Genomic DNA, 25,204 nt, shown 5'->3' with positions numbered 1-25,204 from the left:
CCGGCGAACCCTCACAAAAGGTGGAATCGGTCCGCCCGCCCGCCGGGCTGGTGGTGCCTCACATGCTGCGCCGGTACTGCCCGCCCACCTCGAACAGCGCCGAGGTGATCTGGCCAAGTGAGCACACACGCACGGCATCCATCAGCACCTCGAAGACGTTGCGGTTCTCAATCACTGTGGTCTTCAAGCGCTGCAGCATGGCGGGCGCGTCGGCGACGTTCGCGGCGTGGAAGTCGGCCAGGCGTTGGAGCTGACTTTGCTTTTCCTCTTCGGTGGAGCGTGCCAGCTCGATGTGCTCAGGAACCGGATCGCCGTGCGGATTGCGGAAGGTGTTGACGCCGATGATCGGGTACTCGCCGGTGTGCTTCAGCATCTCGTAGTGCATCGACTCTTCCTGGATCTTCGAGCGCTGGTAGCCGGTTTCCATCGCCCCGAGGACGCCGCCGCGCTCGGCGATCTTCTCGAACTCGGCCAGCACGGCTTCCTCGACCAGCTCGGTCAGCTCTTCGATGATGAAGGCGCCCTGGTTCGGGTTCTCGTTCTTCGCCAGGCCCCACTCGCGGTTGATGATCAGCTGGATCGCCATCGCGCGTCGCACCGATTCTTCGGTCGGCGTGGTGATCGCCTCGTCGTAGGCGTTGGTGTGCAGCGAGTTGCAGTTGTCGTAGATCGCGATCAACGCTTGCAGCGTGGTGCGGATGTCGTTGAACGCGATCTCCTGCGCATGCAGGCTGCGGCCGGATGTCTGGATGTGGTACTTCAGCTTCTGGCTGCGCTCGTTGGCGCCGTATTTGTCACGCATCGCCACCGCCCAGATGCGGCGCGCCACGCGGCCGAGCACGGTGTACTCCGGGTCCATGCCGTTGCTGAAGAAGAAGCTGAGGTTCGGCGCGAAGTCGTCGATGTGCATGCCGCGCGCCAGGTAGGCTTCCACGAAGGTGAAGCCGTTGCTCAGCGTGAAGGCCAGCTGGCTGATCGGGTTCGCGCCCGCTTCGGCGATGTGATAGCCCGAGATCGACACCGAGTAGAAGTTGCGCACGTCGTGGTGCACGAAGTACTCGGCGATGTCGCCCATCACCTTCAGCGAGAACTCGGTCGAGAAGATGCAGGTGTTCTGGCCCTGGTCTTCTTTCAGGATGTCGGCCTGCACTGTGCCGCGCACGTTGGCCAGCACCCATTCGCGGATCTTCGCGGCTTCGGTATCGGTCGGTTCACGCTGGTTGTCGGCGCGGAACTTGTCGAGCTGCTGGTCGATCGCGGTGTTCATGAACATCGCGAGGATGGTCGGCGCCGGGCCGTTGATCGTCATCGACACCGAGGTGCTGGGGTTGCACAGGTCGAAGCCCGAATACAACACCTTCATGTCATCGAGCGTGGCGATCGAGACGCCCGAGTTGCCCACCTTGCCGTAGATGTCGGGCCGCGGAGCCGGATCGGCGCCATACAGCGTGACCGAATCGAATGCGGTCGACAGGCGCTTGGCCGGCATGCCTTCGCTCACCAGCTTGAAACGCCGGTTGGTGCGGAACGCGTCGCCCTCGCCAGCGAACATGCGGGTCGGGTCTTCGCCCTCACGCTTGAACGCAAACACGCCCGAGGTGTAGGGGAAGCTGCCGGGCACGTTGTCCAGCATCAGCCACTTGAGGATCTCGCCGTGGTCTTCGTACTGCGGCAGCGCCACCTTGCGGATCTTCGAGCCCGACAGCGTGGTGTGGACCAGGCGGGTCCGGATCTCCTTGTCGCGGATCTTCACCACGTATTCGTCGCCGGCGTAGGCCTTCTGCATGTCGGGCCATTGGGCCAGCAGATGGCGCGCATCGCCTGCGAGCTGCATCTCGCGTTGGTCGGCCAGCGCGAGCACGGTGCTTTGCGCGTCGGCCTGCTCGGGCCGGGCCTCACCCAGCATGCGGGCGGTCGAGCGCAACTGCTGCACCTCACGCGCCAGGCGGGCCTGCGTGCGTGAGCGGGCCTTGTAGCCGCGCACGGTGTCGCTGATCTCGGCCAGGTAGCGCGCACGCGCGGGGGGCACGATCGGCGTCTGGTGGGTGCTGTGCCGGGTGGCCACCAACGGCAGCCGGCCGTCGCCCAGCTTCAGGCCAGCATCGGCCAGGCGGGCGCGCAGCGCCTGGTAGAGCGCGGTGACGCCGTCGTCATTGAAGCGGCTGGCCATGGTGCCGAAGACCGGCATCTGCTCGGGTGAGACGGTGAAGGCCTCGCGATTGCGTTGCACCTGCTTGGCCACATCGCGCAGGGCGTCGAGGGCGCCCTTGCGGTCGAACTTGTTGATCGCCACGAACTCGGCGAAATCCAGCATGTCGATCTTCTCGAGCTGGCTGGCGGCGCCGAATTCCGGCGTCATCACGTACATCGGCACGTCGACCATGGGCACGATGGCCGCGTCGCCCTGGCCGATCCCCGAGGTTTCGACGATCACCAGGTCAAAGCCCGCTGCGCGGCACGCCGCGATCACGTCGGGCAGGGCGGCACTGACTTCGCTGCCGGTGTCGCGCGTGGCCAGCGAGCGCATGTAGACGCGGTGGCCCTGCTGCCACGGGCTGATGGCGTTCATGCGGATGCGGTCGCCCAGCAGCGCGCCGCCACTCTTGCGCCGCGACGGATCGATGGAGATGACCGCAATGCGCAGCGCATCGTCCTGATCGAGCCGGAAGCGGCGGATCAGTTCGTCCGTCAGGCTCGACTTGCCGGCGCCGCCGGTGCCGGTGATGCCCAGCACCGGGGCGGGGTGGGCCTTGGCCGCTTCGTGCACTGAAGCCACGAGATCCGCTTCGGCCTTGCCGTTTTCGAGCGCGGTGATCAGCTGCGCCAGCGAACGCCAGGCCGATTCGGCGTGGCCCTGGATGGCGTCCACCGCCTTGGGTGCGTGCACCGACAGGTCGGCGTCGGCGCGCATCATCATCTCGCCGATCATCCCTTGCAGGCCCATGCGCTGGCCGTCTTCCGGGCTGTAGATGCGCACACCTTGCTCGGCCAGGGCGCGGATCTCGGCGGGCACGATCACGCCGCCGCCGCCGCCGAAGACCTGGATGTGCGCGCCGCCCCGGGCCCGCAGCAGCTCGACCATGTAGCTGAAGTATTCGTTGTGCCCGCCCTGGTAGCTGGACACCGCGATCCCCTGGGCGTCTTCCTGGAGGGCGGCGGTGACCACCTCGTCGACCGAGCGGTTGTGGCCCAGGTGGATCACCTCGGCACCCATACCTTGCAGGATGCGCCGCATGATGTTGATGGCGGCATCGTGGCCGTCGAACAAGCTCGCGGCGGTGACGAAGCGCACCTTGTTCGTCGGGCGGTAGGCGGCCAGGGCTTTGTACTCGGCGGACAGGTCGGTCATGGTCAGACTGGTTGACGGCGGTGGGCCGGATGGGTGGTCGGGGCGGACGTCTGGTTGACGTTTACGTAAACGTCAATTTTGCATGATGCCAGGGTTCCGGTGTCGGCAGTCTGACACCGTCCATCCGGCTGTGATCGGGGTTTTCCCAGGCGTCAGCCCGGCCACGCCGCCGGCTGCTACGCTCGCGCTCCATGACTTTCCTGGCCATCGACATCGGCAACACGCGGCTGAAGTGGGCGCTCTACGCCTCGCCGCAGCCCGGCGCGGCCGTGCTGGCGCACGGCGCGGCCTTCCTCGAAACCATCGATGAGCTGGCGGAGAAGGAGTGGAAGCACCTGGCGCCCCCGCGCAGCATGCTGGGCTGCGTGGTGGCGGGCGAGGCCGTGCGCCGACGGGTGGAAGAACAACTGGAACTCTGGGACCTGACGCCGCGCTGGGTGGTGCCGTCACCCCATGAGGCGGGGGTCTCCAACGGCTATGACCATCCGGCACGCCTCGGCGCGGACCGATGGGTGGCGCAGATCGGCGCGCGCGGGCACGTGATGGCCCGAGGGCCGGCCAAGCCGGTGCTGGTGGTGATGATCGGCACCGCGGTCACGGTCGATGCCATCGATGCGAACGGCAAGTTCCTGGGGGGCTTGATCCTGCCGGGCCACGGCATCATGCTGCGTGCGCTGGAAAGTGGCACGGCTGGCCTGCGCGTGCCCACCGGCGAGGTGCGCCGCTTCCCGGCCAACACCTCGGACGCCCTGACCAGCGGCGGCACCTACGCGATCACCGGCGCCATCGAGCGCATGCACCGCCACCTGGCCGAGCACTGCGGCGAAACGCCGGTGGTGCTGGTCACCGGCGGGGCCGGCTGGAAGGTGTCGCCCTACATCGACCTGCCTCACGAGCTGGTCGATTCACTCATCTTCGACGGTTTGCTGCAGATCCAGTCGCACCGACTCGCGCTCTGACGCGGGCGGGCTGCTGACGACCGCCGATGCGGTGCCTGCGGGCAGGTGAGCCCGTATGGCGGCCAGCTCCTGGCGCAGGGCGGCGATCTCGCGCCGCATGTCGTGCAGAAACTCTTGCTCGATACGGCGTTCGCCGGACTCCACCCAACGCGAGGCGATGGCGGCGGTGACCAGCGTCAACACCCCGTAGCCCAGCAGCACCACGAACACCGCGAAGATGCGCGCCGCCGGCGTGGTGGGCACCAGGTCACCGTAGCCCACGGTGGCGGCGGTGGTGAAGGCGAGCCACAGGCCCGAGCCCAGGTCCGGCGTGGTGGGTTCGATCCACCAGAAACCGACGCCGCAGGCGCCGAGCACCAACACCGAGATGATCATCAGGTGACCCAGGCCGCCGCGGGTGATCAGGTGCCGAAGCGACCAGATCATGCGCCACAGCGTCATGAAGGCCAGCACGAGCCGGAAGCCCAGCGCCCACGACGAGTCGCTGCTCGGGGGAAGGGCCGCGGCGGCTGCCATCCCGCCGATGAGCAGCAGGTCGAGCGGGTTCTTTTGCAGATGCGACACCGGGTGCCCGGTGAGCCGGCTCACCTGGTACAGCGCCAGAGCGACGGTGGCCGATGCAAGCACATACGCCCACGCCGCCCACCGTGGTGGCGAGGCCAGCAGCAACTCGGCGTAGAAGGCCGGGATGGTGACCAGCAAGGCCAGCAATACCGGCCATCGCCACAGTCGTTCGCGCCGTCCCGCGCGCGTGTCGCTGCGCGGCACGTGCAGCCAGTGCCATGACGTTTGGGTGAACGCCCGGGTGTCGAGTGCCAGGCCCTGCCATTTCATCAAGCCAGCGTAGAGCGCGCGCGGGTCGGCGCGCTTGACGAATATCAGGACGCTGGCATCGCCGCCGAGCGCTGGCGCGGCATCGAGGGGCCGATCAGCCCTTCAGTTTCAGCATGTGGGCGACCACGCCCGCGATGCTCTGATCCACTTCGAGCGCCTGCTTGAACTGGTCGCCCGTCAGCAAGGCGCCGAGCCACTCCTTGGCGTTCAGCGTCTGCTGCCAGGCGGAGGATTCGGCGGCCGCGATCACCAGATCACGCAGGGTGGCTTTCTGTACATCCGAGATCCCGGCTGGGGCGAACACGCCGCGCCAGTTGGCCAGCTCGATCGGGACCCCTTGCTCGCTGAGCGACGGAATGCCGTGCAGCGCCCGGCGCGACGACACGCCCAGCGCGATCAGCCGCTTGGCTTCGATATCGGCCTTCAACTCGCTGTAGCCCGAGATCAGAACCTGCGCCTTGCCTGCTTCGATCAAGGCCAGAGATTCCTTGGCGGCCGTGGCCGGCTCATAGCGGAGCTGGTCGGTGTCCAGCCGCAGCTGACGGATCATCATGCCAGCCAGCATGTGGTCGACTCCGCCGAGCGAGCCGCCGGTGAAGGGCACGCCGCTGACGCCGCGCTGCAACTCGGCGGTCAGCGCCTTCAAGGTGTTCAGCTTCGAGCCGGCGGGCACGACGATCGCCAGATAGTCGTTGGTCAGGCGCGCCAGCGGAGTGACCTGTGCCAGGGTCACCTTGGGCTGCGACGCCGCGATCGCTCCGACCATCACCATGCCGCCCACCAGCACGGCGGTGGGGTCCTTGCTGTAGCGCTCGACGAAGTCGGCCAAACCGATCGTGCCGCCTTTGCCGCCCTTGTTTTCGTAGACGACCTTCTGCACCAGGCCCGCTGCCACCGCGGCGTCGCCCAGCGCGTGACCGGTCTGGTCCCAGCCGCCACCCGTGCCTCCGGGCACGTAAATGCGCAACTGAGGCAAGACGGGAGACCGAGCGTTGTTCGCGGCGTTGGCCGCGTGCGCCGCCGTGGTCAGTGACCAGGGCCCCCATGCCGCGGCAGCAAGTGCCAGGCAATCGCGACGTCGAACCATGCAAGCCTCCACGGCCGATACCGGCCTATGCAAAGGCCGAGATCATCGCGCCAAGGCCGGCCCCGCCCCGTGTGCCGTTGCGGCATATTCACGGGGCGGACGGTATGGTTTCACAAAATGTAGCGTGACAGGTCTTCGTTGCGAGCCAGTTCACCCAGCTTGGCCGACACCATGGCCGCGTCGATCGTCACCGTTTCGCCGCTGCGTTGGGGCGCATCGAAGCTGAGTTCGTCGAGCAGCCGCTCCAGCACCGTGGACAGCCGGCGTGCGCCGATGTTCTCTGTGCGTTCGTTCACCTCGTAGGCGATTTCGGCCAGCCGGTGCACCGCGTCGGGGGCGATCTGCAGCGTCACCCCTTCGGTGGCGAGCAGGGCCTGGTACTGCTGGATCAGGTTGGCTTGCGTGCCCGAGAGGATGGCTTCGAAGTCGGCCACCGACAGGGCTTGCAGCTCCACGCGGATCGGGAAACGGCCCTGCAGCTCGGGGATCAGGTCGCTGGGCTTGGACAGGTGGAAGGCGCCCGAGGCGATGAACAAGATGTGATCGGTGCGGACCAGGCCGTACTTGGTGTTGACGGTCGTGCCTTCGACCAGTGGCAGCAGATCGCGTTGCACGCCCTGGCGCGACACGTCGGCGCCTTGCGTGTTGCCACGGGCCGCCACCTTGTCGATCTCGTCCAGGAAGACGATGCCGTTCTGCTCCACATTCGCCATCGCCCGGCTCTTCACCTCGTCTTCGTTGACGAGCTTGCCGGCTTCTTCGTCGGTGAGGGCCTTCAGCGCCTCGTCGATGCGCATCTTTCGGGTTGTCTTGCGCCCCTGGCCCATCTGGGCGAACAGCCCCTGCAGCTGCTCGGCCATTTCCTCCATGCCGGGCGGCGTCATGACCTGCATGCCGGGCTTGGTGTCGGCCAGCTCCAGCTCGATCTCCTTGTCGTTCATCGACCCTTCCCGCAGGCGCTTGCGCATCACCTGGCGGGCCGTGGAATCCTGAGCGGTGTCGCCGGTGCCGAAGCCCACGCTGCGCGGCGGCGGCACCAGCACATCGAGCACGCGCTCTTCAGCAGCCTCTTCAGCGCGCATGCGGGCGCGGGACAGCGCGGCGGCCCGCTCTTGCTTGATGGCGGCTTCCACCAGATCGCGCACGATCGAGTCGACGTCCTTGCCGACATAGCCCACTTCGGTGAACTTGGTCGCTTCGACCTTGATGAACGGGGCATCGGCCAGCTTCGCCAGGCGACGGGCGATCTCGGTCTTGCCGACGCCGGTGGGCCCGATCATCAGGATGTTCTTCGGCGTGATCTCCGCGCGCAGGCCCGCCTCGACGTGTTGGCGCCGCCAACGGTTGCGCAGCGCGATCGCGACGGCGCGCTTGGCTTCTTGTTGGCCGACGATGTGGCGGTCCAGCTCGGAGACGATTTCCCGTGGGGTCATGCTCATGCGGCCCCCTGATGGCGGGTGGCGGCGACCGGCAAGGAGCGGGCGGGCTTCATTCAAGCACCTCGATCGTGTGGTTCTGGTTGGTATAGATGCAGATCTCGCCGGCAATTTCCAGCGAGCGCTTGACGATGTCCGGCGCGCTCAGCTCGCTGTGCCCGAGCAGGGCGCGCGCTGCGGCCTGTGCATAGGCGCCGCCGGACCCGATGGCCACCAGGCCCAGTTCGGGTTCCAGCACATCGCCATTGCCGGTGATGATCAGCGAGGCCTCCCGGTCGGCCACCGCCAGCATCGCCTCGAGGTTGCGCAGGACCTTGTCGGTGCGCCAGTCGCGGGTCAGCTCGATGGCCGCGCGCACCAGATGGCCCTGGTGCTTGTCGAGCTTCGACTCGAAGCGTTCGAACAGGGTGAACGCGTCAGCGGTAGCGCCCGCGAAGCCCGCCAGCACCTTGTCGTGATGCAGCCGGCGAACCTTGCGCGCGCTGGCCTTGACGACTGTGTTGCCCAGGGTGACCTGGCCATCGCCGCCGAGAGCCACCTGCCAGCGCCCATCGGGCAGCTTGCGCCGCACGCTCAGAATCGTCGTGCCGTGATAGGAATCCATGGAATCAGTCTTCTTGAAGATTGAAAGTCGAGCATGCCACGACAACATGGTGCCCGGCGTGCGCGCTTCAAGGTGAACGGATGCGGCTTCCGCAGTGTCGACTCCGCTGGAGTGCGACCGGAAGAAGCAGGCAGGCGCAGGCAGCGCCACCGCACTCTGATGACAGGCGCCGAGCGAGCAGGCTGACTGCCTGCTCGCGGCGCCCTTCTGGGCGGCGCCTCGGAAAGGTTGCCGGGGGGCTTACGACCGCCGCAGTTGCGTGGCCACGTGTTCGCTGATGCCCATGGCGTGGAACATCAGCACCACGAGCCGGTTCACATCTGTGAACGTGATGTGGCGCTGCTCGGCGCGTTTGGAGATCACCCAGTTCAGCAGGTCACCCGCGGCGACGAAATCGACCCGGATCAGCAGCGCACATGAAATGCGCACCACCTTCGAATCGCCCAATCGCTGGTCCAAATGCTTGAGCAGGGCTGTCTGGTCTCCTGCCAACTGCCCGGAGATTTCGAGGCTGGTCACCTCGATTTCGCCGTGGCCGTCGGGCGCGTCCATCACCGAGGTGACGACATCGCCCACCGACGACAGGATCGCGGATCGGGTGTTCGCCGACGGGCCGCTGACCCGCACGGTGCATTTCGTCGGCTCCCAGCTCGGGGGCGAGACCTCGTAGGTGACGCAGTAGTCGATCGCCACGTCGTCGAATTGGTCCGGCCGATTGACCAGGCGCAGCGCATCGAGACGGGCCAGCCAGAAGGCGGGGTCGGCGTCGCGCACCCCCACCGGGGCTGCTTCCTGCAGCACGTCGAAGAGCCGGTCCGCCGCGAGCCAATGCATCGTGAGCTTCTCGGTCGCCCAGCTCTGGAACTGCCGGCGCAACTCTGCCGCGGCGGCGGGCTCGATGCGCTTGAGCTGGGTCCAGTCGAGCACCCAGGGCATCGGCATCTGCAGCAGCTGCGACGACAAGTGGCTCAGGCCGTCATGCGTCAGCAACGGGTCGCAGACCCAGCCTACCCTGGATGCATCGGTGTTTTGAGGCTGCGCCGCCCGGTGCGCGGCGGCCGCGTCGGCCAGCAGCTTGGGCAGCGAATACCACTGCGGCGGCGAACGGCCACACTGCTCGGCGAAGCTGAGCGACAGGCTGTCGAAGCGCTGTTGCTGGCCGGTGGCGCGGTACAGGTCGAAAAGCACCAGCCAGGTGTCTTCGTGATGCTGACGCGGCGCGCCTTGGCCCGTCAGTTGCACGAGGATGTGCTCGCTGTGCGCGAAATCGGCGTTGGCGAAGGAGATGACCGCTTCGTCCAGCTCCGGGTCGTGCTTGATCTCGCGCACCTCGACCTCGGGCAGGTCGGTGATCCGACCGACTGGCGTACGCGCCGAAGGTGCCGCGGCCGGCTCGGGGGCCGGCGCCATGTCGAAGGCCAGTGGCGGCAGTTCGCGCGGGGCGGGGGCCGCCGGCGCAGGCGCCACAGGCACTGCCGGCGACGCCGCGGCGCGGGTTTCCACCGCCAAGCTCGGCGGCAAGGTGATCGGGCCGCTGCCATCGGGCCGCAGTTCCAGCGGGATCGTGGCCTCTGGATCGATCGGGTGCGTCAGGACGGGCGGCGGTGCCTTCAGATGCACCGGCGCGCCAGCCGACGACGCGGGCGCCCCCGAGGCTGGGGCAGCCGGTGGAACGGCCACCGGGGGTGCCACTGGCGTGAAGGCCATGGGGCGCGAGACCGACAGCGGGGCCACGCCCACCATCTGTTTCTCGATCGCGTCGATCTTGGCCTTGACGGCGCCATCGGCCAGGCTCGATGGGCGGCTGGCGCGCACGTCCACATCGTCGAGGTTCGAGTTGGCGAGCGCGGCCGCCTGCTCGGGGGTGAGCCCTTCGCGGCGGATGCGCCGCAGCATGTCCAGCTCGCGTTTGCGGACGAAATCGTTGCGCCGCTTGCGCTCGATCATCGCCTTCAGTTCGGCGCGATCCGAATCGGCGAACTGACTCAACCGGCTGTCTTCGACCTTCTGGATCAGGTCTTTCGCCGGGCCGGCAACCTTGCGCACCACACGGCGCAGCAGGCCGCCCCCTTCACCGCCGTTGTCGTTGGACATATCGTCGGCTCAGGGTAGCCAAGAGGGGCAGATCGGGCAAGTCAGCGTCAGTCCCCGAACATCTTTTGCTTCATCTCGCGGCGCTGCTGCGCCTCGAGCGACAGGGTCGCTGTCGGGCGGGCCAGCAGGCGGCCCAGGCCGATCGGCTCACCGGTTTCATCGCAGTAACCGTAGTCGCCGGATTCGATCCGGCCCAGCGACTGCGAGATCTTCTTCAGCAGCTTGCGCTCGCGGTCGCGCGTGCGCAGCTCGAGCGCGTGCTCTTCCTCGATGGTCGCCCGGTCGGCCGGGTCGGGCACGATGGATGTGTCTTCACGCAGATGCTCGGTCGTCTCGCCGGCATTGGACAGCAGCGCGTCCTTCTGCTCTTGCAGCCGGTGGCGGAAGAACTCCAGCTGCTTCTCGTTCATGTACTCAGACTCGGGCATCGCCAGCAGCTCAGCCTCGGTCAGGTCTCGTCCGGCCTTGGTTTTCCAGGCATTGGCGAGCTTCGGGTCCACCTTGGTGGCACTCTTCACGGCAGCAGTCATCGGTTCAGGATAGGTCGTCTTGGTCGGCGGTTTCGGGGGGGCGAAACGGTCGGTGAAGCTGGCGGTGGATGGGGTGGGAGCAGCGTGGGCACGAGGTGCCGCCGGAGCGGGTATCTTGGCCGGTGCCGCCTTCGCCGCGGGGGCTTTGGCGGACGCTTCGGCGACGGATTTCACACTCGAGGCTTTTGCCGTCGCCGCCTTGGCGGGCGCCTTCGCGGCAGCGGCGGATTTCGACGCGCCTTCCATGTCAGGGGCAGCGCTCTTCGCCGGTGTCTTGCTCACGTCCGTCTCCTCACCACAGGGCATGGGATATGGCGGTTATACCCCTTGAGCAGGAACGCTTGTGGTGCAACCGCCACGGTTTGGGCGCGCGGATTGTAGCCACGTGGTGCGTGCCGTGCCGCCAAGGCCTCAGGCCAGGCATCCCTCCAGCCCTTGCAACAGGATGTCCTTGGGCAGATCGATGCCGATGAACACCATCTTGCTGGTTTTCTTTTCACCCGGCGCCCACTTGGGCCCGAGGTCGCTGCCCATCAGCTGGTGCACGCCCTGGAAGATGACCTTGCGCTCGCTGCCCTTGAGGTGCAGCACGCCTTTGTAACGGAGCATCTTCGGTCCATACACCTGCACGATCGCGCCGAGGAAATCCTCCAGCTTGGCGGGATTCAGCGGCTTGTCCGATCGGAACACAAATGACTTCACGTCGTCATCGTGGTGGTGATGGTGCGGGTGATCGCAATGCTCGCCGTGCTCGTGGTCGTGATCATGGTCATGGTCATGGTCATGGTGGTCGTGGCCATGGCCGGCCTCCTCATTGAGGAAGTCTGGATCGATATCGAGCTTCGCGTTCAGGTTGAAGCCCTTCAGGTCGAACACCGACGACAGAGGCACGTCACCGAAATTGACACGGCGCTGTGGGGCCCGGGGGTTCATGTGCTTGATGCGGTGCACCAAGTCGTCCACCGCGACTTCATCGACCAGATCGGTCTTGCTGATGAAGATCTGATCGGCGAACCCGACCTGGCGACGCGCTTCCTGCCGGGTGTCCAGCTGGTCGTTCGCGTGCTTGGCGTCCACCAGCGTCAAGATGGAGTCGAGCAGGTAGTTCTCGGCCACCTCGTCGTCCATGAAGAATGTTTGCGCCACCGGGCCGGGGTCGGCCAGGCCGGTGGTTTCGATCACCACGCGCTCGAAATCGAGTTCACCCTTGCGGCGCTTGGCGGCCAGATCTGCCAAGGTGGAGCGCAGATCCTCTCGGATGGTGCAGCAGACACAGCCGTTGCTCATCTGAATCACCTGCTCTTTGCTTTCGGTGACCAGGATGTCGGTGTCGATGTTTTCCTCGCCGAACTCGTTTTCGATGACGGCGATCTTCTGGCCGTGGGCTTCGGTCAACACGCGCTTGAGCAGCGTGGTCTTGCCAGAGCCGAGGAAGCCGGTGAGGATGGTGGCGGGAATCAGGGACATGGTGGGGCTCAGGGTGAGGGCGCGGCACCGCGCAGGCCGGAGAAAAGCAAGGCGGCCCGCCCCGGGCAACGATGCCCCGGCGCGACCGCATGGGCGGCCGGGGCCTGGACTCTGGGGCAGGCGCCATGCCCTGTCAAGCCACAGGGACATGGTCTACCGCATGCGGCGCATCTGGAGGCGCCGGCCTTGTTTTCAACCCGCCCGATGGCGCGGCCCGGCGACCTCGCCGCCGGTTTCAAGCCTGGGCATCGCGCTCAGGCCTGGCCGCCGCGCTCAGGGTTTAGCCACATAGCTGTTGCCATTGGCCTTGTAGCGAGCGATCGCGGACTTCAGGTCGGTGTATTCCGCGCACGGCAGCATGCAGACCTTGTCGAGCACGGCCAGGCGGGCTTCGGCTTGCGGCAACTGGTTCAGCATCAGGTACAGCTCGCCGGAATACTCCAGCGCGCCCTTGTGCTTGGGGTCGATGCGAAGCGCTTCGTTGTAATAGCGTTCGGCGGCGGCGTAGTCGGGCACCTTGGCCTTGCGATGGCTGTAGCCCATCAGGTTGTTCCAATCCGCGCTGCTGCGGTCATCCACGCGCTTGAGCTCTTCAATAGCGGCCACCCACTTGTCTTGCTGGATCAGGTCGCGGGCGGCGGCCAGCTTGTCCGGTGCCGCGCTCGGGCTGGGCGAGGTGTCGGCGGCCCAGGCTGCCGGTGCGGCGAGGCCGAGTGCGGCGACGAGCGCGAGGGCGCCCAGCCAGGCGGTGCGGGGGGCGATGTGGGCAGTGGTGCAGCGTTGGATCATGTGGATTCCTCGTGGGTCGATGGGATGAATGGGCGCCCACCGGGGGCGCTTGCTGCCACCTACGGAGCCCGCGCTGATTTGGACGCAGGCGCCGCCAAAGAAAAGTCAGGCATCACCAAAGCTTGGCGCACGGGCCTTCGGCCAGGAACGGCGCTGACGGAGCCGTGGGCACCTCGGCGGAGGCTGGTTCCAGGCTCACGGCCAGACGCTCGACCTGCGAAAACAGCGCTTCGGACGGCTGCGGCAACGCCAGCGTGCCCGCGCCCGGGCCGCCTGGCAGGGCGCCAACCGCCACCGGGGCCCCGCCGCCCCGGGGCAAGGCCCAGAGGTGCGCCACCTGGCCATCGGGCACCTGGAAGCCGGGCTTCAGCCACTTGATCGTCAGCACCTGGCCATGCCGCCGAGAGCTGGCCAACAGCATCGCCCCTCCCTCGGCATCCGACAGGATGCCCACATAGGACGCGGGCAGCCCTGGGCCGGCGGCTTCCAGCCCGGCGCGTGCCGCCCATGGGGGCTGCCAGCGCAGGGCAGCGACGGTCAGCAGGCTGCCGGCGAGCAGCCCTGCGGCCAGGCCAGCGCCCAGCCAACGCCCACCCAGCGAACCGATGCCGCCCGCACCGGCTGCGATCGGCCGCCCCCGGCGTCCCCGAGGGGCGGCGCGGTCGGGCGCTGCGGGGGGCTGGACAACGGCCGGGCGAGCAGCGCCGCCGAAAAGCCGCGTCTCGATGCCGTCCCACACCGCAGCGCCCGGCTTGGCTGGCGGCACCACCTCAGCGAGCCGCCCCAGCCGATCCTGCCAGGCGCCCACGGCCTGCCTGGCGACGGCAGAGTCGGCCAACACGCGTTCGAAGCGGCGCCGGGCGCGCCCGCGCAAGGTGCCCACCGCATAGTCGCGAGCGAGGGCCTCCAGGCGAGGTGGGTGCAGATAGTTCATGCGGCCCCTTCCGCCGACGGATCGTCGCCCAGGCAGGTCTTCAGCCGGTCGAGGCCGCGCCGTACCCAGGCTTTGACGGTGCCCAGGGGCGCGGCAAGCGTCTCAGCGATCTCGCCGTGCGCCAGTCCCCTGTAGTAGGCCAGGGCCACCGCCTGCCGTTGGCTGGCGCTGAGGGTGCTCATGCAGCGCTCCAGGCCCTGGCGGGCGATGCTGGCCGCCAGCAATTGAGAGGGCTCGGCCAGTGGATCGCCCGGGATGTCCAGCGCGTCGTCGTCCATCGAGTGGGTTCGCGCCGCCTCTTCGCGGCCCGCACGCAGGCCGTCGATCGCCCGGTTCCGCACGATATTGATCAGCCAGGTCATCGGTGCGGCCACATGGCGCTGGTAACTGCCCGCGTGCTGCCAGATGCTGATGAACGCATCCTGCAGCACCTCTTCGGCCTGCTCCCGTCGCAGGGTGATGCGCCAGGCCACCCCCAGCAGGTGGGCGCTGGTCAGCCGATAAAGCCGGGCAAAGGCCGCGCGGTCGCGCAGCGCCGTGCGGGCGAGCAGGTCGGCCAGGTCGGAGGTGGGGGCATCCACAGGGCAATGGGCAGGCAGGCAGAGTGCCGGCGAGTGTAGGGGCGGCGATGGCCACGCGCTGCCCAACCGAACACCGGGTGGTGTCAAGACGTTCGGGTATCCTTGGTTCCCCGCAATTGCCGGCACCCTCGTGTCCGATCCTCAGTCTCATCGCGCCCCGGCCTCGCCGAAAAAGGGCGCACCCCTGCAGCGTGGCAGCCCTCCGGGGGATGCCGCTTCGCCCGAACGGGTTGACAAGCGCACCTTGTTCGAGCGCTTGGTTGAGTTCCTGCTGCCGGGCCCCGACTCGAAAGACGAGCTGATCGAAACGCTGGCCGAGGCCGAGCACCGTGAGCTCATCGAGCCACAGTCGCGCGCCATGCTCGAGGGCGTGCTGCGCATGGCCGACATGGTGGCGGGTGATGTCATGGTCGCGGCGCCGCGCATGGATCTGCTCGACATCGACGCGCCCTACGATGAGCTGCTGGCAGTGGTCATCGGCACCGGCCACTCGCGGTTTCCGGTGACCGAAGGTTCGCGCGACAACATCATCGGCATCCTGCTGGCCAAAGATCTGCTCAAGCTGCAGCGAGCCCCTGAGCTGAACCTGCGAACCTTGCTGCGGCCTGCGGTCTTCGTGCCCGAGAGCAAGGGGCTGAACGAGTTGCTGCGGGACTTCCGCACCAACCGCAACCACCTCGCCATCGTCATCGACGAGTTCGGCAACACCGCCGGGCTGCTGACGATCGAAGATGTGCTCGAAGAAATCGTCGGTGAGATCGAAGACGAATTCGATGATGCGGACGCGGCCAGTGCCGCCAATGCCGTCTACACGCTCGCCGACGGCGGCCATCGCGTGGCCGGCGATGCGGCCATCGCCTCGGTGAACGAGGCCTTTGCGGTGGCGCTGTCGGAAGTCGAGTTCGACACCATCGGCGGCCTCATCGCGCACCAGCTGGGCCATGTGCCTCGGCGCGGCGAATCGGTGGAGGTGGCCAACCTCCGTTTCACCGTGATGCTCACCCGCGGCGGCGCCGTGCGGTGGTTCAAGGTGCTGCGCTTGCCCAAACCGGCCGAGGCGGCCGACGCCGAAGCGTGAAGCGGCCGGGATTCTGGCCGCTGGCGATGCTGATCGCCGGCGGTTTGCACACGGCCTCGTTTGCGCCCCTGGGCTGGTGGCCGCTGCAATGGGTGGCTCTGGCGTTGTTGGCCGCAGCGGTGCGCGACGCTTCGCCGCGGCAGGCGGCGAGCCGGGGTTTCTGCTTTGGCGTGGCGTGGCTCTCCACCGGCTTGTGGTGGCTCTACATCAGCATGCACGACTACGGCGGCATGCCTGCCTTGATGGCGGGCCTGGCCGTGGTGCTGCTGTCGGCCGGCCTGTCGGGCTACCTGGCGCTGACGATGGCGCTGTTCGCCCGCTGGCGCACCGGCCGGGCTGCGTTTGACGTGCCGGGCTTTGCGGCCTGCTGGCTGCTCGCCGAGCTGGCCCGGGGCCAATTCTTCACCGGCTTTCCGTGGATCGCCTCTGGCTATGCCCACAGCGATGGCCCGCTGGCCGCGCTGGCGCCGTGGGTGGGTGTGTATGGGCTGGGTGCGGTGGCGGCGTTGGTGGCGATGGCACTGGCACAGACGCGGCGGGCCCGGCCAACGTGGCTCGCGCCGGCGTCACTGGCCGTGCTGCTGGCGGCCGCGCAGTGGTTGCCGAACGACTTCACCGAAGCTGCCGGCAAGTTGCGGGTGAGCCTGCTGCAACCCAACATCGCGCAAGACCTGAAATTCGACCCGGACCGCATCGTGGGCCAGATGGCGGCGTTGCAGGCGCAGCTTCATGCGGCGCAGGGCGATCTGGTGGTCACGCCCGAGTCGGTGCTGCCGATTCCGAAAGACCAACTCGACCCCGACTACTGGCGGCAACTGACCGAGCCGTTCCGCACCGGCCCTCGGGCGGCCTTGATCGGCACCTTTCTCGGCAACGAGCAAGAGGGCTACGTGAACTCGATGGTGGGCGCGTCATCTGCCGGCGAGGGCTACAGCTATGGCAAACGCCATCTGTTGCCCTTTGGCGAGTTCATCCCGCCGGGATTCCACTGGTTCGTCGAGCTGATGCAGATCCCGTTGGGTGACCAGGCCAGCGGCCGCAGTCAGGCGCCCTTCCTGGTTGCGGGCCAGCGGCTGCGGCCACTGATCTGCTACGAAGACCTGTTCGGCGAGCACATGGTCGACAGCGCGGTCGCCGGGCCGGATGAGGCCACGGTGCTGGTCAACGCCAGCAACCTGGCATGGTTCGGCAGGCACATGGTGCAGGAGCAGGACCTGCAGTTCTCTCGCCTGCGCACCTTGGAGTTCCAGCGGCCGATGGTGCGGGCCACCAACACTGGCGCCACGGCGGTGATCGACCATCTTGGCCGGGTGACGGCACAGCTGCCGCCGCTGGTGGCCGGCACGCTCGACGCGGAGGTCGAGGGCCGGCGGGGGGCCACGCCCTATGCGCGCTGGCTGGCCGCGTTCGGGCTGTGGCCGTTGTGGCTGTTGGGCCTGGCTGGCGTCGCCGGCCAGGCCCTCGGCGCGCGGCGCCTTACTGGTGCAGAACGAACGAGATATCGCTGATCCAACCGGCGGTCGCGCCGAAGTTCAGGCGCCCTTGCACCTGCAGCGTGTGGTTGGCGGCGGTCAGCGAGACCGGGATGGTGATGGACGGGCGCACCCAGCCATCGAAGCCCAGCGTGCCGTTGGCGCCGCAGAAGGCGTCGGAAGTGCCGACGGTCGGTGCCACGGCCACGCCATCGATCAGGATGTCCAGGTCGACCCAGGCCGCGTTGTCGCCAGCCGGCGCGTCGACCGAGCATTCGGCCGAGAAGGTCAGCACATAGGTGCCGGCCTTGGTGATGTTGAATGTGCGCGAGGTGGCGCCGGTGCTCGCCAGCGGCACCAGGGAGGTGGCCGTGCTGAACGAGAAGTTGCTCGGGTAGACCCCGGAAATGATCACCTTGGCCTGGGCGGCGACCGCCAGGGCGGACAGGGCGAGGGCGCAAGCGGCTTGTCTGCAAAACTTCATGGAAAGCTCTCCTTGTGGGTGGGTACCGCCTGATCCCGTGCAAGCGGCGCCGCCAATGTCCCTGCATTCGTGTCCGCCACCGATCCCTAGGGTGGGTGGATCCACTCCCTAACTTGTCCCCCTAGGAACGCCTCCTAGAATCTTCGGTTTTCACCGCATCGAGCTTCCATGCTGACCTTCCAGCAACTCATCCTCCGCCTGCAGGACTACTGGGATGCGCAGGGCTGTGCGCTGCTGCAGCCTTACGACATGGAGGTGGGCGCCGGTACCAGCCACACCGCCACCTTCCTGCGCGCGCTCGGCCCCGAGCCGTGGAAGGCCGCCTATGTGCAGCCCAGCCGCCGCCCCAAGGACGGTCGCTATGGCCAGAACCCGAATCGCCTGCAGCACTACTACCAGTACCAGGTGGTGCTGAAGCCGGCACCTGCCAACATCCTCGAGCTTTATCTCGGCTCGCTTGAAGCGCTGGGCTTCGACCTGAAGAAGAACGACGTCCGCTTTGTGGAAGACGACTGGGAGAACCCCACGCTCGGCTGCTGGGGCCTGGGCTGGGAGGTCTGGCTCAACGGGATGGAGGTGACGCAGTTCACCTACTTCCAGCAGGTGGGCGGCATCGACTGCAAGCCCGCCACCGGTGAGATCACGTATGGGCTGGAACGGCTGGCGATGTACCTGCAGGGCGTGGAGAACGTCTACGACCTGCAGTACGCGCCGGGCATCAAGTACGGCGACGTGTTTCTGCAAAACGAGATCGAGCAGAGCACCTACAACTTCGAGCATTCGGACGTCGAGTTCCTGCTGCAGGCCTTCTCGGCCCACGAGAAGCAGAGCAAGTACCTCATGGAGCAGCAACTGGCGCTGCCAGCCTACGAGCAACTGCTGAAAGCCGGCCACACCTTCAACCTGCTGGACGCCCGCGGCGCCATCAGCGTGACCGAGCGCGCCGCCTACATTGGCCGTATCCGCAATCTGGCGCGCGCTGTCGCGCAGAGTTACCTCGCCAGTCGGGCCCGCTTGGGTTTCCCGATGGCGCCCAAGGAATGGGCTGATGAAGTGCTGGCCCAGCTCGAACAAAAGGACGGCCCGAAGCCATGACCGCCCCCACTCTCCTCGTTGAACTGTTCGTCGAAGAACTGCCGCCCAAGGCGCTGAAGAAGCTCGGCGACGAGTTCGCCGGCACCTTGGCCGCCAGCTTGAAGGCGCAGGGCCTGGCGGCGGCCGATGCGGCCGTCACGTCTTACGCCTCGCCTCGCCGGCTGGGCGTGCAGGTGGCCCAGGTGGCTGCCAAGGCGGCCGATCGCCCGCTGCAGCAGAAGCTGATGCCGGTGGCGGTGGCGCTCACGCCCGATGGCCAGCCCACCCCCGCCTTGCTGAAAAAGCTGACCGCGCTGGGGGCCGATGCCTCGGTGGTGCCGCAACTCAAGCGCGCGATGGACGGCAAGGCCGAAGCGCTGTTCCTGGACACGGTGGTGCCGGGCGCAACGCTGGCCGAAGGGCTGCAGAAGGCGCTCGAAGAAACACTGGCCAAGCTGCCGATCCCGAAGGTGATGACCTACCAGCTCGCCGACGGCTGGACGGATGTCAAGTTCGTCCGCCCGGCGCATGGGCTGGTGGCGTTGCATGGCGCGGCGGTGGTGCCGGTGCAGGTGCTGGGCCTGACGGCCGGGCGCGTGACCCAAGGCCATCGTTTCGAGGCCCTGGTGCCGCAGATCGAGTTGACCGATGCCGACAGCTATGCGGCGCAGATGATCGAGCAGGGCGCGGTGATCGCGGGCTTCGCCGAGCGCAAGGCCGAGATCGCGCGCCAGTTGCAGGCCGCGGCGCTGGCAGCGGGCCAGGGGCTGCAGCCGATCGACGACGAAGCCCTGCTTGACGAGGTGACCGCCCTCGTCGAACGGCCCAACGTGCTGGCCTGCCAGTTCGAATCAGAGTTCCTCGGCGTGCCGCAGGAATGCCTGATCCTGACGATGAAGGCCAACCAGAAGTACTTCCCGCTGCTCGATGCCGCCGGCAAGCTGACCAACCGGTTCCTCATCGTCAGCAACATCCGGCCCGACGATGCGAGCGCGGTGGTCGGCGGCAACGAGCGGGTGGTGCGCCCGCGCCTGGCCGACGCGAAATTCTTCTTCGACCAAGACCGCAAGAAATCGCTCGAATCGCGCGTTCCGGGGCTCGCCAAGGTCGTCTACCACGGCAAGCTGGGCACGCAAGGTGAGCGCGTCGATCGCGTCCGCGCGATCGCCCGCACGATCGGCGAGCAACTGGGCGGTGCGGCACTTGCGCAGCAGGCTGATCGCGCGGCGCTGCTGGCCAAGGCCGACCTGCTGACCGACATGGTGGGCGAGTTCCCTGAACTGCAAGGCATCATGGGGGGCTACTACGCCCGCCACGATGGCGAGCCCGAGGCGATCGCGTTCGCGGTAGAAGACCACTACAAGCCCCGTTTCGCTGGCGACGACCTGCCGCGCAACGACGTGGGGCTGGTGGTGGCACTGGCCGACAAGCTCGAGACCCTGGTGGGCCTGTTCGGCATCGGCCAACTGCCCACGGGCGACAAGGATCCGTTCGCGCTGCGCAGGCATGCGCTGGGGGTGATCCGGATGCTGGTGGAGCGGCAGTTGCCGGTGGGGCTGGACGCCCTCGTGGCTGCCGCCGTGCCGGCATTCGGCGCGCTGATCAAAGACCCGAGCGAGGCCTTGCAAGTCTTTTTCAGCGAGAGGCTGGGTGGGCAATTGCGCGAGCAGGGCTACACCGCGAAGGAAGTCGACGCGGTGCTGGCCCTGGCGCCGCAGCGCCTGGCCGACGTGAAGAACCGACTCGACGCGGTGCGTGCCTTCGCGGCGCTGCCCGAGGCCGAGTCGCTGGCGGCAGCCAACAAGCGCGTCGGCAACATCCTCAAGAAGGTGGAGGGCTCGCTGCCCACCGAGGTGAAGCCCGAGCTGTTCGCTGAAGCCGCCGAGAAGGCGTTGTTCGAGGCGCTGGGGGATGTGCAGCCACGATCGGCGCAGCTCTTCGATGCGGGCGACTACACGGCTTCGCTGAAGGCGTTGGCCGCCCTGCGGGCCCCGGTCGATGCCTTCTTCGACGACGTGATGGTCAATGCGGAAGACCCGGCGTTGCGGGCCAATCGCCTCGCGCTGCTGGGCCGGCTGCATGCGGCGATGAATCGCGTGGCCGATCTGTCGCGCCTGGCCGTCTGACCGGCATACTGCACGTCACACGATGCCGCGACACGCCGGAGGCCCCCGATGCAGGTTCCCAAGCTGATCATCCTCGGCCGAGACGGCATCCTGAACCGGTTCCGCGAGGACCATGTGAAGGAGCCGTCCGAGTGGGAGCCTCTGCCCGGCGCGCTCGAAGCCGTCGCGCGGTTGAACCACGCCGGCTGGCATGTCGTCGTGGCCACCAATCAGGCCGGCATCGGCCGCGGCATGATCGACATGTCGGCCGTCAATGCGGTGCACCTGCACATGATGAAGATGCTGGCGGCCAAGGGTGGCCGGCTCGACGCCGTGTTCTTCTGCCCGCACACCCGTGACGATGGCTGCGATTGCCGCAAGCCGCTGCCGGGCATGATGCATGACGTGGCCCAGCGCTACGGCGCCGACTTGTCGCAAGTGCCCATGGTGGCCGACACCCTGCGCGACCTGGAGGCGGCCCGGGCCGCCGGCTGCCCGCCGCACCTGGTGAAGACCGGGCGCGCCAGCCTCGTGTCAGAGGCCGAGGTCGCGCAATGGGCCTCGGCGGTGCCCGGTACCGTGGTGCACGACGATCTGGCGGCCTTCGCCAGCCACCTGCTGCAGCAGGAGCTGGCGTCGCGCTTCGCCGTCTGAACCCTTTTCCCCCCTCTTCATGCAACGTCTCGGCTGGACCCTGCGCTCGGCGCTGTTTTTCCTGTGGATGGTGATCACGGTCATCCCGTGGGCCACCTTCGTGGTGTTGATGTCGATCTTCGTGCGAGGCACCCCGCTGTACTGGGTCTGTGCCCGCTGGCTGGCGACTGCCATCTGGGGCGCACGCATTATCTGCGGTGTGCGTTGGCGGGTTCAGGGCATGGACAACGTGCCGACCGCGGCCGATGCGCGGGCGGCCGTGCTGCTGGCGTCCAAGCACCAGTCGACCTGGGAGACCTTCGCCTACCCGATGCTGATGCCGCACCCGCTGTGCTACGTGTTCAAGCGCGAGTTGCTGTGGATCCCGTTCTTCGGCTGGGCCATTGGCAGCCTCGACATGATCCACATCGACCGCAGCAAGCGGGCCCAGGCCTGGAACAAGGTGGCCGAGCAGGGCAAGCGCTACATGAGCCAGGGCAACTGGGTCATCATGTTTCCTGAGGGCACCCGCGCGGCGCGTGGCGAACAGGGCGTCTACAAGACGGGCGCCACCCGTCTGGCGATCGGCACCGGCACACCGGTCGTGCCCATCGCCGTCACCTCGGCCCGGTGCTGGCCACGCAAGAGCTTCCTGCTGCGACCGGGCGTGATCGATGTTTCGATCGGCAAGCCGATTCCCAGCGAGGGCCGCGAACCGGACGAAATGATGCGAGAGGTCGAGACGTGGATCGAAGCCGAGATGCGCCGGCTGGATCCAGAAGCGTACAAAGCTTGAAGGTTCAGGCCGCTGAAATCGCTCTCGCCGCTGCGCCGAAGCGCGATACGCAGCCCTAAAATCGGCGCCCATGTCGCGCAGGCCCGCCGCCGAAATGCCCGAACAGCTCTCGCTGTTCGACGCCGAGCCGCCTGCCGCCGCGCCGGTCGCCGAGGCGGCTCCGTCGCCTGCCGGGGCCCTCGGTGTGAAGCCCGTGCCAGCCGCACCGCCCGCGCCCGCCCAAGCGCCCATGACCCATCGCCATCCACGAGCCGACCGCGAAATCCGCCTCGGCGAATGCCAGGTGGCCTATCTGCTGCGCCGCGCACGTCGCAAGTCCATCGGCTTCACCGTGGGCCCCGAGGGCTTGGCCGTCAGCGCGCCGCGCTGGGTGGGGCAGGGCGAGATCGAGGCGGCCTTGCGCGAGAAGTCCAGCTGGATCCTGCGCAAGCTGGCCGAACAGCGTGACCGCCAGCGCCGCCTCGAAGCGGCCCGCGTCGAGTGGCGCGATGGCGCCACGCTGCCCTTTCTGGGCGAAACCGTCATCCTGGTGCTCGACCCCCGTGTCGCTGGCGCCGTGCTGAACACCGATGCCGAGGCCCTGCCGGGGGTGCCCAAGTTGACGCTGCACATCGGCCTGCCACAGACGGCGCAGCCGCCGCAGATCCGCGATGTGGTGCAAAGCTGGCTGCAGCGCCAGGCCCGCCGAATCTTCGAAGAGCGGTGTGCGCATTTCGCGCCCCGCCTGGGCGTGCGGGTGGCCCGCATGCGGCTGAGTTCAGCCCAGACGCGCTGGGGCAGCGCCTCGGCCGATGGCTCGATTCACCTGAACTGGCGGCTGGTGCATTTCGGTCTGCCGGTGATCGACTATGTGGTGGCGCATGAACTGGCCCACCTTCGAGAGATGAACCACAGCGCGGCCTTCTGGGAGGTTGTCCGCTCGGTCATCCCGGACCTCGAAGACCGCAAAGAGCAGCTGCGCGACCCCGTGCTCCCGGTGTTCACCTGAGCGTTCTGACGCTCGTCGGAAATGGTCGCTTTGCACAGTGGCCGCGAGTGTGTACTCCAATCGTTTTCATCGCCGACTTTCCCCCCAAAGGGGGATGGCCGGTGCCTGGGTTCGCGGGCACAGTTCACCCATTCGCTGTCATCACGTGTGAGCGATAGGGACGGTCCAGGGAGGATCGAACGGAATCACCGTCAAACCCGAGGAGCCGGTCGGCAGTGTCGACCGGCTCTATTCTTTTTGGGGCGTCGCACAGGCGCCTTCCGGGCTCAGGCCGTGTGCGAGGGCGCCGTCGCGTGGAAGCGCCAGACGCCATCGTCGCCGCGCAGCGCGCGCACGTCGCCCCGGCTTTGCAGCGCGTGCAAATGGGCCAGCGACTCGCCCATCGCGAAGGTCGTTTGATGAAGATCAAGCGCGCGGCGGAACAGCGCCGGCATCAGGTCGGCCGCGCTCATCGGTTGTTCTCGGCACGCCGCCAGCGCATCCGCCAAGCGCTCGGCGTGGTGGTCGTGCAGTTGCTGGATGCGGGTGTGCAGGCCGATGAAAGGCCGCCCGTGCGAGGGCAGCACCAGCGTGCTGTTGGGCACGCTGCGCAGGCGCTCGATCGACTGCAGGTACAGCGGCAGCGGGTCCGCCTCGGGTTCGAGGTCGATCACGCTGACGTTGGTGGAGATCCGCGGCAGCACCATGTCGCCTGAGATGAGCACGCCCAGCGATGCCGCATGCAAGGCCATGTGCTCGGGGGCGTGCCCGTAGCCGGCGATGGCGTGCCATTCGTGGGCGCCGATGCGCAGGCGCTGGCCATCCATCAGCCGGCGGTAGCTGGTGGGCACCGAGGGCACCATCGAGGCGTAGTAGTTGCGCCGGGCGCGCACGGCGTCCAGCGCTGCCGGGTCGGTCAGGCCGTGGCTGGCGAAGAACGCCGCGGCCTTCTCGCCGCCGAAGCTGGTCGTCGATTGACTCGCCAACCGCGCGGCGCCCCAGTCGGTGGCGCTGATCCACAAGCGGCAGTCGAAACGTTGGCACAGCCAGTCGGCCAGGCCCATGTGGTCCGGGTGCATGTGGGTGACGATCACCCGCAGCACTGGCAGCCCGTCCAGCTGATGGGCGAACACTTGCTCCCAGGCGGCGCGGGTCGTGTCGTTGGCGATGCCGGCGTCGACGATGGCCCAGCCTTCCCGGCCGTCGTCGGCCACGTCGCGCAGCAGCCAGAGGTTGATGTGGTCCAGCGCAAAGGGCAGCCCCATCCGCACCCAGCGCACACCGGGTGCCACCTCGATGGCTTCACCCGTGCCGGGCAGCCGTTGGCCCAGCGGGTACTGGAGGGCGGAGTCGCTGGAAAGGCTCATGGCGATGGCGGGTGATGGGAGGGAAGGGCCTGCACGCAAGCGTGCAAGGCCATCGAGTCGCGTAGACTGACGTTTACGTTAACGTCAAGTCTACCCATGGCTTCATCTGCGCGCTCGAAACCGTCGTCTGCCCCTGCGGCCGACGCGGCGCCCACCTTCACCATCACCGAGCTGGCGCAGGAGTTCGACATCACGCCGCGGGCGATCCGCTTCTACGAGGATGTCGGGCTGCTGGAGCCGGCGCGTGCCGGCCGCAACCGGGTCTACACCCACCGCGACCGCACCCGGCTCAAGCTCACGCTGAGGGGCAAGCGCCTGGGTTTGTCGCTCCAGGAGGTTAAGCAACTGGTGGACATGTACGAGTCCGGCAGCGACGAACGGCCGCAGCTGGAAGCTTTTCTGGCGGTGCTGGCCGAGCATCGCCGGCAGCTCGAGCAGCAACTGGAGGACATCCAGGTCACGCTGGCCGAGATCGAGCAGCACGAGGCGCGATGCCGCGCCTTGCTCGGCGCCGCCAAGCCAGCGCCGCGCGCACGCAGCGCACCCAAGACCCCGTCCCGTTGA

Annotated in this window: 22 protein-coding genes; 9 read left to right on the top strand and 13 right to left on the bottom strand. The window is 67.5% G+C overall.

Translation table 11 applies throughout. From position 1 onward, the window contains the following. Positions 1–58: 58 nt before the first annotated feature. Positions 59–3,349, bottom strand: a complete 3,291-nt coding sequence (icmF, locus tag AACH06_RS14575; RefSeq protein ID WP_341426460.1) for a fused isobutyryl-CoA mutase/GTPase IcmF — start codon at positions 3,347–3,349, stop codon at positions 59–61. A 191-nt stretch (positions 3,350–3,540) separates the two neighbouring features. On the opposite strand from icmF, the gene AACH06_RS14570 reads away from it, so the two are divergent. Continuing rightward, a complete protein-coding gene (locus AACH06_RS14570) occupies positions 3,541–4,308 on the top strand; it encodes a type III pantothenate kinase (RefSeq protein ID WP_341426459.1) in 768 nt (255 codons plus the stop codon). On the opposite strand, the gene AACH06_RS14565 is transcribed toward AACH06_RS14570, so the two are convergent. The 10 genes from AACH06_RS14565 to AACH06_RS14520 all read right to left on the bottom strand — a co-directional run bounded on the left by AACH06_RS14565 (position 4,255) and on the right by AACH06_RS14520 (position 14,664). Next, a complete protein-coding gene (locus AACH06_RS14565; RefSeq protein WP_341426458.1) occupies positions 4,255–5,142 on the bottom strand; it encodes a potassium channel family protein in 888 nt (295 codons plus the stop codon). The genes AACH06_RS14570 and AACH06_RS14565 overlap by 54 nt on opposite strands. Before the next feature lie 94 nt (positions 5,143–5,236). Continuing rightward, positions 5,237–6,229 (bottom strand): Bug family tripartite tricarboxylate transporter substrate binding protein, encoded by a 993-nt coding sequence (locus tag AACH06_RS14560; protein ID WP_341426457.1) that lies wholly within the window; start codon positions 6,227–6,229, stop codon positions 5,237–5,239. Between the two features lie 110 nt (positions 6,230–6,339). Continuing rightward, a complete protein-coding gene (hslU, locus tag AACH06_RS14555; protein WP_341426456.1) occupies positions 6,340–7,668 on the bottom strand; it encodes an ATP-dependent protease ATPase subunit HslU in 1,329 nt (442 codons plus the stop codon). A gap of 49 nt (positions 7,669–7,717) precedes the next feature. Beyond that, on the bottom strand, positions 7,718–8,269 hold the full coding sequence (gene hslV / locus AACH06_RS14550) for an ATP-dependent protease subunit HslV (RefSeq protein WP_341426485.1): 552 nt from the start codon (positions 8,267–8,269) through the stop codon (positions 7,718–7,720). 240 nt (positions 8,270–8,509) lie between these two features. Further along, positions 8,510–10,363 (bottom strand): STAS domain-containing protein, encoded by a 1,854-nt coding sequence (locus tag AACH06_RS14545; protein WP_341426455.1) that lies wholly within the window; start codon positions 10,361–10,363, stop codon positions 8,510–8,512. Between the two features lie 47 nt (positions 10,364–10,410). Beyond that, positions 10,411–11,139, bottom strand: coding sequence for an RNA polymerase-binding protein DksA (gene dksA, locus AACH06_RS14540; protein ID WP_341426454.1), 729 nt, complete (start codon positions 11,137–11,139; stop codon positions 10,411–10,413). Between the two features lie 165 nt (positions 11,140–11,304). Then, a complete protein-coding gene (locus tag AACH06_RS14535) occupies positions 11,305–12,360 on the bottom strand; it encodes a CobW family GTP-binding protein (protein WP_341426453.1) in 1,056 nt (351 codons plus the stop codon). A gap of 273 nt (positions 12,361–12,633) precedes the next feature. Further along, a complete protein-coding gene (locus AACH06_RS14530) occupies positions 12,634–13,149 on the bottom strand; it encodes a tetratricopeptide repeat protein (protein WP_341426452.1) in 516 nt (171 codons plus the stop codon). Between the two features lie 112 nt (positions 13,150–13,261). Further along, entirely contained in the window at positions 13,262–14,083 is an 822-nt protein-coding gene (locus AACH06_RS14525; RefSeq protein ID WP_341426451.1) for an anti-sigma factor domain-containing protein, read from the bottom strand. Continuing rightward, positions 14,080–14,664 (bottom strand): sigma-70 family RNA polymerase sigma factor, encoded by a 585-nt coding sequence (locus tag AACH06_RS14520; RefSeq protein ID WP_341426450.1) that lies wholly within the window; start codon positions 14,662–14,664, stop codon positions 14,080–14,082. Before AACH06_RS14520 ends, AACH06_RS14525 begins: the two co-directional genes overlap by 4 nt. A 184-nt stretch (positions 14,665–14,848) precedes the next feature. Between AACH06_RS14520 and AACH06_RS14515 the strand changes: the two genes are divergently transcribed. Both AACH06_RS14515 and lnt read left to right on the top strand, forming a co-directional pair. Next, positions 14,849–15,742: an HlyC/CorC family transporter gene (locus AACH06_RS14515; protein WP_341426484.1), complete on the top strand. Its 894-nt coding sequence runs from the start codon at positions 14,849–14,851 to the stop codon at positions 15,740–15,742. Further along, positions 15,739–17,250 carry an apolipoprotein N-acyltransferase gene (lnt, locus tag AACH06_RS14510; RefSeq protein ID WP_341426449.1) on the top strand — a complete coding sequence of 504 codons (1,512 nt, stop codon included), beginning with the start codon at positions 15,739–15,741 and terminating at the stop codon, positions 17,248–17,250. Before AACH06_RS14515 ends, lnt begins: the two co-directional genes overlap by 4 nt. Here lnt and AACH06_RS14505 read toward each other — a convergent pair. Then, entirely contained in the window at positions 17,219–17,698 is a 480-nt protein-coding gene (locus AACH06_RS14505) for a hypothetical protein (RefSeq protein WP_341426448.1), read from the bottom strand. The genes lnt and AACH06_RS14505 overlap by 32 nt on opposite strands. A 168-nt stretch (positions 17,699–17,866) precedes the next feature. On the opposite strand from AACH06_RS14505, the gene glyQ reads away from it, so the two are divergent. From glyQ to AACH06_RS14480, 5 genes are all read left to right on the top strand, one after another. Continuing rightward, the gene (gene glyQ, locus AACH06_RS14500) at positions 17,867–18,793 is read left to right on the top strand and encodes a glycine--tRNA ligase subunit alpha (protein WP_341426447.1); all 927 of its coding nucleotides are present in this window, start codon (positions 17,867–17,869) and stop codon (positions 18,791–18,793) included. After that, complete coding sequence (glyS, locus tag AACH06_RS14495; protein WP_341426446.1) at positions 18,790–20,898, top strand: glycine--tRNA ligase subunit beta; 2,109 nt, start codon at positions 18,790–18,792, stop codon at positions 20,896–20,898. Before glyQ ends, glyS begins: the two co-directional genes overlap by 4 nt. Positions 20,899–20,946: 48 nt before the next feature. Then, entirely contained in the window at positions 20,947–21,531 is a 585-nt protein-coding gene (gmhB, locus tag AACH06_RS14490) for a D-glycero-beta-D-manno-heptose 1,7-bisphosphate 7-phosphatase (protein WP_341426445.1), read from the top strand. A 19-nt stretch (positions 21,532–21,550) separates the two neighbouring features. Further along, positions 21,551–22,306, top strand: coding sequence for a lysophospholipid acyltransferase family protein (locus AACH06_RS14485; RefSeq protein WP_341426444.1), 756 nt, complete (start codon positions 21,551–21,553; stop codon positions 22,304–22,306). A 70-nt stretch (positions 22,307–22,376) separates the two neighbouring features. Then, positions 22,377–23,294 carry a M48 family metallopeptidase gene (locus AACH06_RS14480; protein ID WP_341426443.1) on the top strand — a complete coding sequence of 306 codons (918 nt, stop codon included), beginning with the start codon at positions 22,377–22,379 and terminating at the stop codon, positions 23,292–23,294. Between the two features lie 266 nt (positions 23,295–23,560). Here the strand turns inward: AACH06_RS14480 and AACH06_RS14475 are convergent, their stop codons facing one another. Then, complete coding sequence (locus tag AACH06_RS14475) at positions 23,561–24,640, bottom strand: MBL fold metallo-hydrolase (protein WP_341426442.1); 1,080 nt, start codon at positions 24,638–24,640, stop codon at positions 23,561–23,563. A 96-nt stretch (positions 24,641–24,736) separates the two neighbouring features. On the opposite strand from AACH06_RS14475, the gene AACH06_RS14470 reads away from it, so the two are divergent. Further along, a complete protein-coding gene (locus AACH06_RS14470; protein ID WP_341426441.1) occupies positions 24,737–25,204 on the top strand; it encodes a MerR family transcriptional regulator in 468 nt (155 codons plus the stop codon).

Source organism: Ideonella lacteola, assembly GCF_038066555.1.
In the GTDB taxonomy this organism is placed as follows: Bacteria; Pseudomonadota; Gammaproteobacteria; order Burkholderiales; family Burkholderiaceae_C; genus Ideonella; species Ideonella lacteola.
This window is presented reverse-complemented; position numbering and strand designations above follow the sequence as displayed.

What these genes read in the sequence shown, in the direction of transcription:
- glyS (WP_341426446.1), top strand. Translation starts at nt 18,790, where the DNA reads ATGACCGCCCCCACTCTCCTCGTTGAACTGTTCGTCGAAGAACTGCCG.
- AACH06_RS14560 (WP_341426457.1), bottom strand. Translation starts at nt 6,229, where the DNA reads ATGGTTCGACGTCGCGATTGCCTGGCACTTGCTGCCGCGGCATGGGGG.
- icmF (WP_341426460.1), bottom strand. Translation starts at nt 3,349, where the DNA reads ATGACCGACCTGTCCGCCGAGTACAAAGCCCTGGCCGCCTACCGCCCG.
- AACH06_RS14565 (WP_341426458.1), bottom strand. Translation starts at nt 5,142, where the DNA reads ATGAAATGGCAGGGCCTGGCACTCGACACCCGGGCGTTCACCCAAACG.
- AACH06_RS14475 (WP_341426442.1), bottom strand. Translation starts at nt 24,640, where the DNA reads ATGAGCCTTTCCAGCGACTCCGCCCTCCAGTACCCGCTGGGCCAACGG.
- AACH06_RS14470 (WP_341426441.1), top strand. Translation starts at nt 24,737, where the DNA reads ATGGCTTCATCTGCGCGCTCGAAACCGTCGTCTGCCCCTGCGGCCGAC.
- hslU (WP_341426456.1), bottom strand. Translation starts at nt 7,668, where the DNA reads ATGAGCATGACCCCACGGGAAATCGTCTCCGAGCTGGACCGCCACATC.
- dksA (WP_341426454.1), bottom strand. Translation starts at nt 11,139, where the DNA reads ATGGAAGGCGCGTCGAAATCCGCCGCTGCCGCGAAGGCGCCCGCCAAG.
- AACH06_RS14505 (WP_341426448.1), bottom strand. Translation starts at nt 17,698, where the DNA reads ATGAAGTTTTGCAGACAAGCCGCTTGCGCCCTCGCCCTGTCCGCCCTG.
- AACH06_RS14485 (WP_341426444.1), top strand. Translation starts at nt 21,551, where the DNA reads ATGCAACGTCTCGGCTGGACCCTGCGCTCGGCGCTGTTTTTCCTGTGG.
- AACH06_RS14570 (WP_341426459.1), top strand. Translation starts at nt 3,541, where the DNA reads ATGACTTTCCTGGCCATCGACATCGGCAACACGCGGCTGAAGTGGGCG.
- hslV (WP_341426485.1), bottom strand. Translation starts at nt 8,269, where the DNA reads ATGGATTCCTATCACGGCACGACGATTCTGAGCGTGCGGCGCAAGCTG.
- glyQ (WP_341426447.1), top strand. Translation starts at nt 17,867, where the DNA reads ATGCTGACCTTCCAGCAACTCATCCTCCGCCTGCAGGACTACTGGGAT.
- AACH06_RS14525 (WP_341426451.1), bottom strand. Translation starts at nt 14,083, where the DNA reads ATGAACTATCTGCACCCACCTCGCCTGGAGGCCCTCGCTCGCGACTAT.
- gmhB (WP_341426445.1), top strand. Translation starts at nt 20,947, where the DNA reads ATGCAGGTTCCCAAGCTGATCATCCTCGGCCGAGACGGCATCCTGAAC.
- AACH06_RS14545 (WP_341426455.1), bottom strand. Translation starts at nt 10,363, where the DNA reads ATGTCCAACGACAACGGCGGTGAAGGGGGCGGCCTGCTGCGCCGTGTG.
- AACH06_RS14530 (WP_341426452.1), bottom strand. Translation starts at nt 13,149, where the DNA reads ATGATCCAACGCTGCACCACTGCCCACATCGCCCCCCGCACCGCCTGG.
- AACH06_RS14535 (WP_341426453.1), bottom strand. Translation starts at nt 12,360, where the DNA reads ATGTCCCTGATTCCCGCCACCATCCTCACCGGCTTCCTCGGCTCTGGC.
- AACH06_RS14480 (WP_341426443.1), top strand. Translation starts at nt 22,377, where the DNA reads ATGTCGCGCAGGCCCGCCGCCGAAATGCCCGAACAGCTCTCGCTGTTC.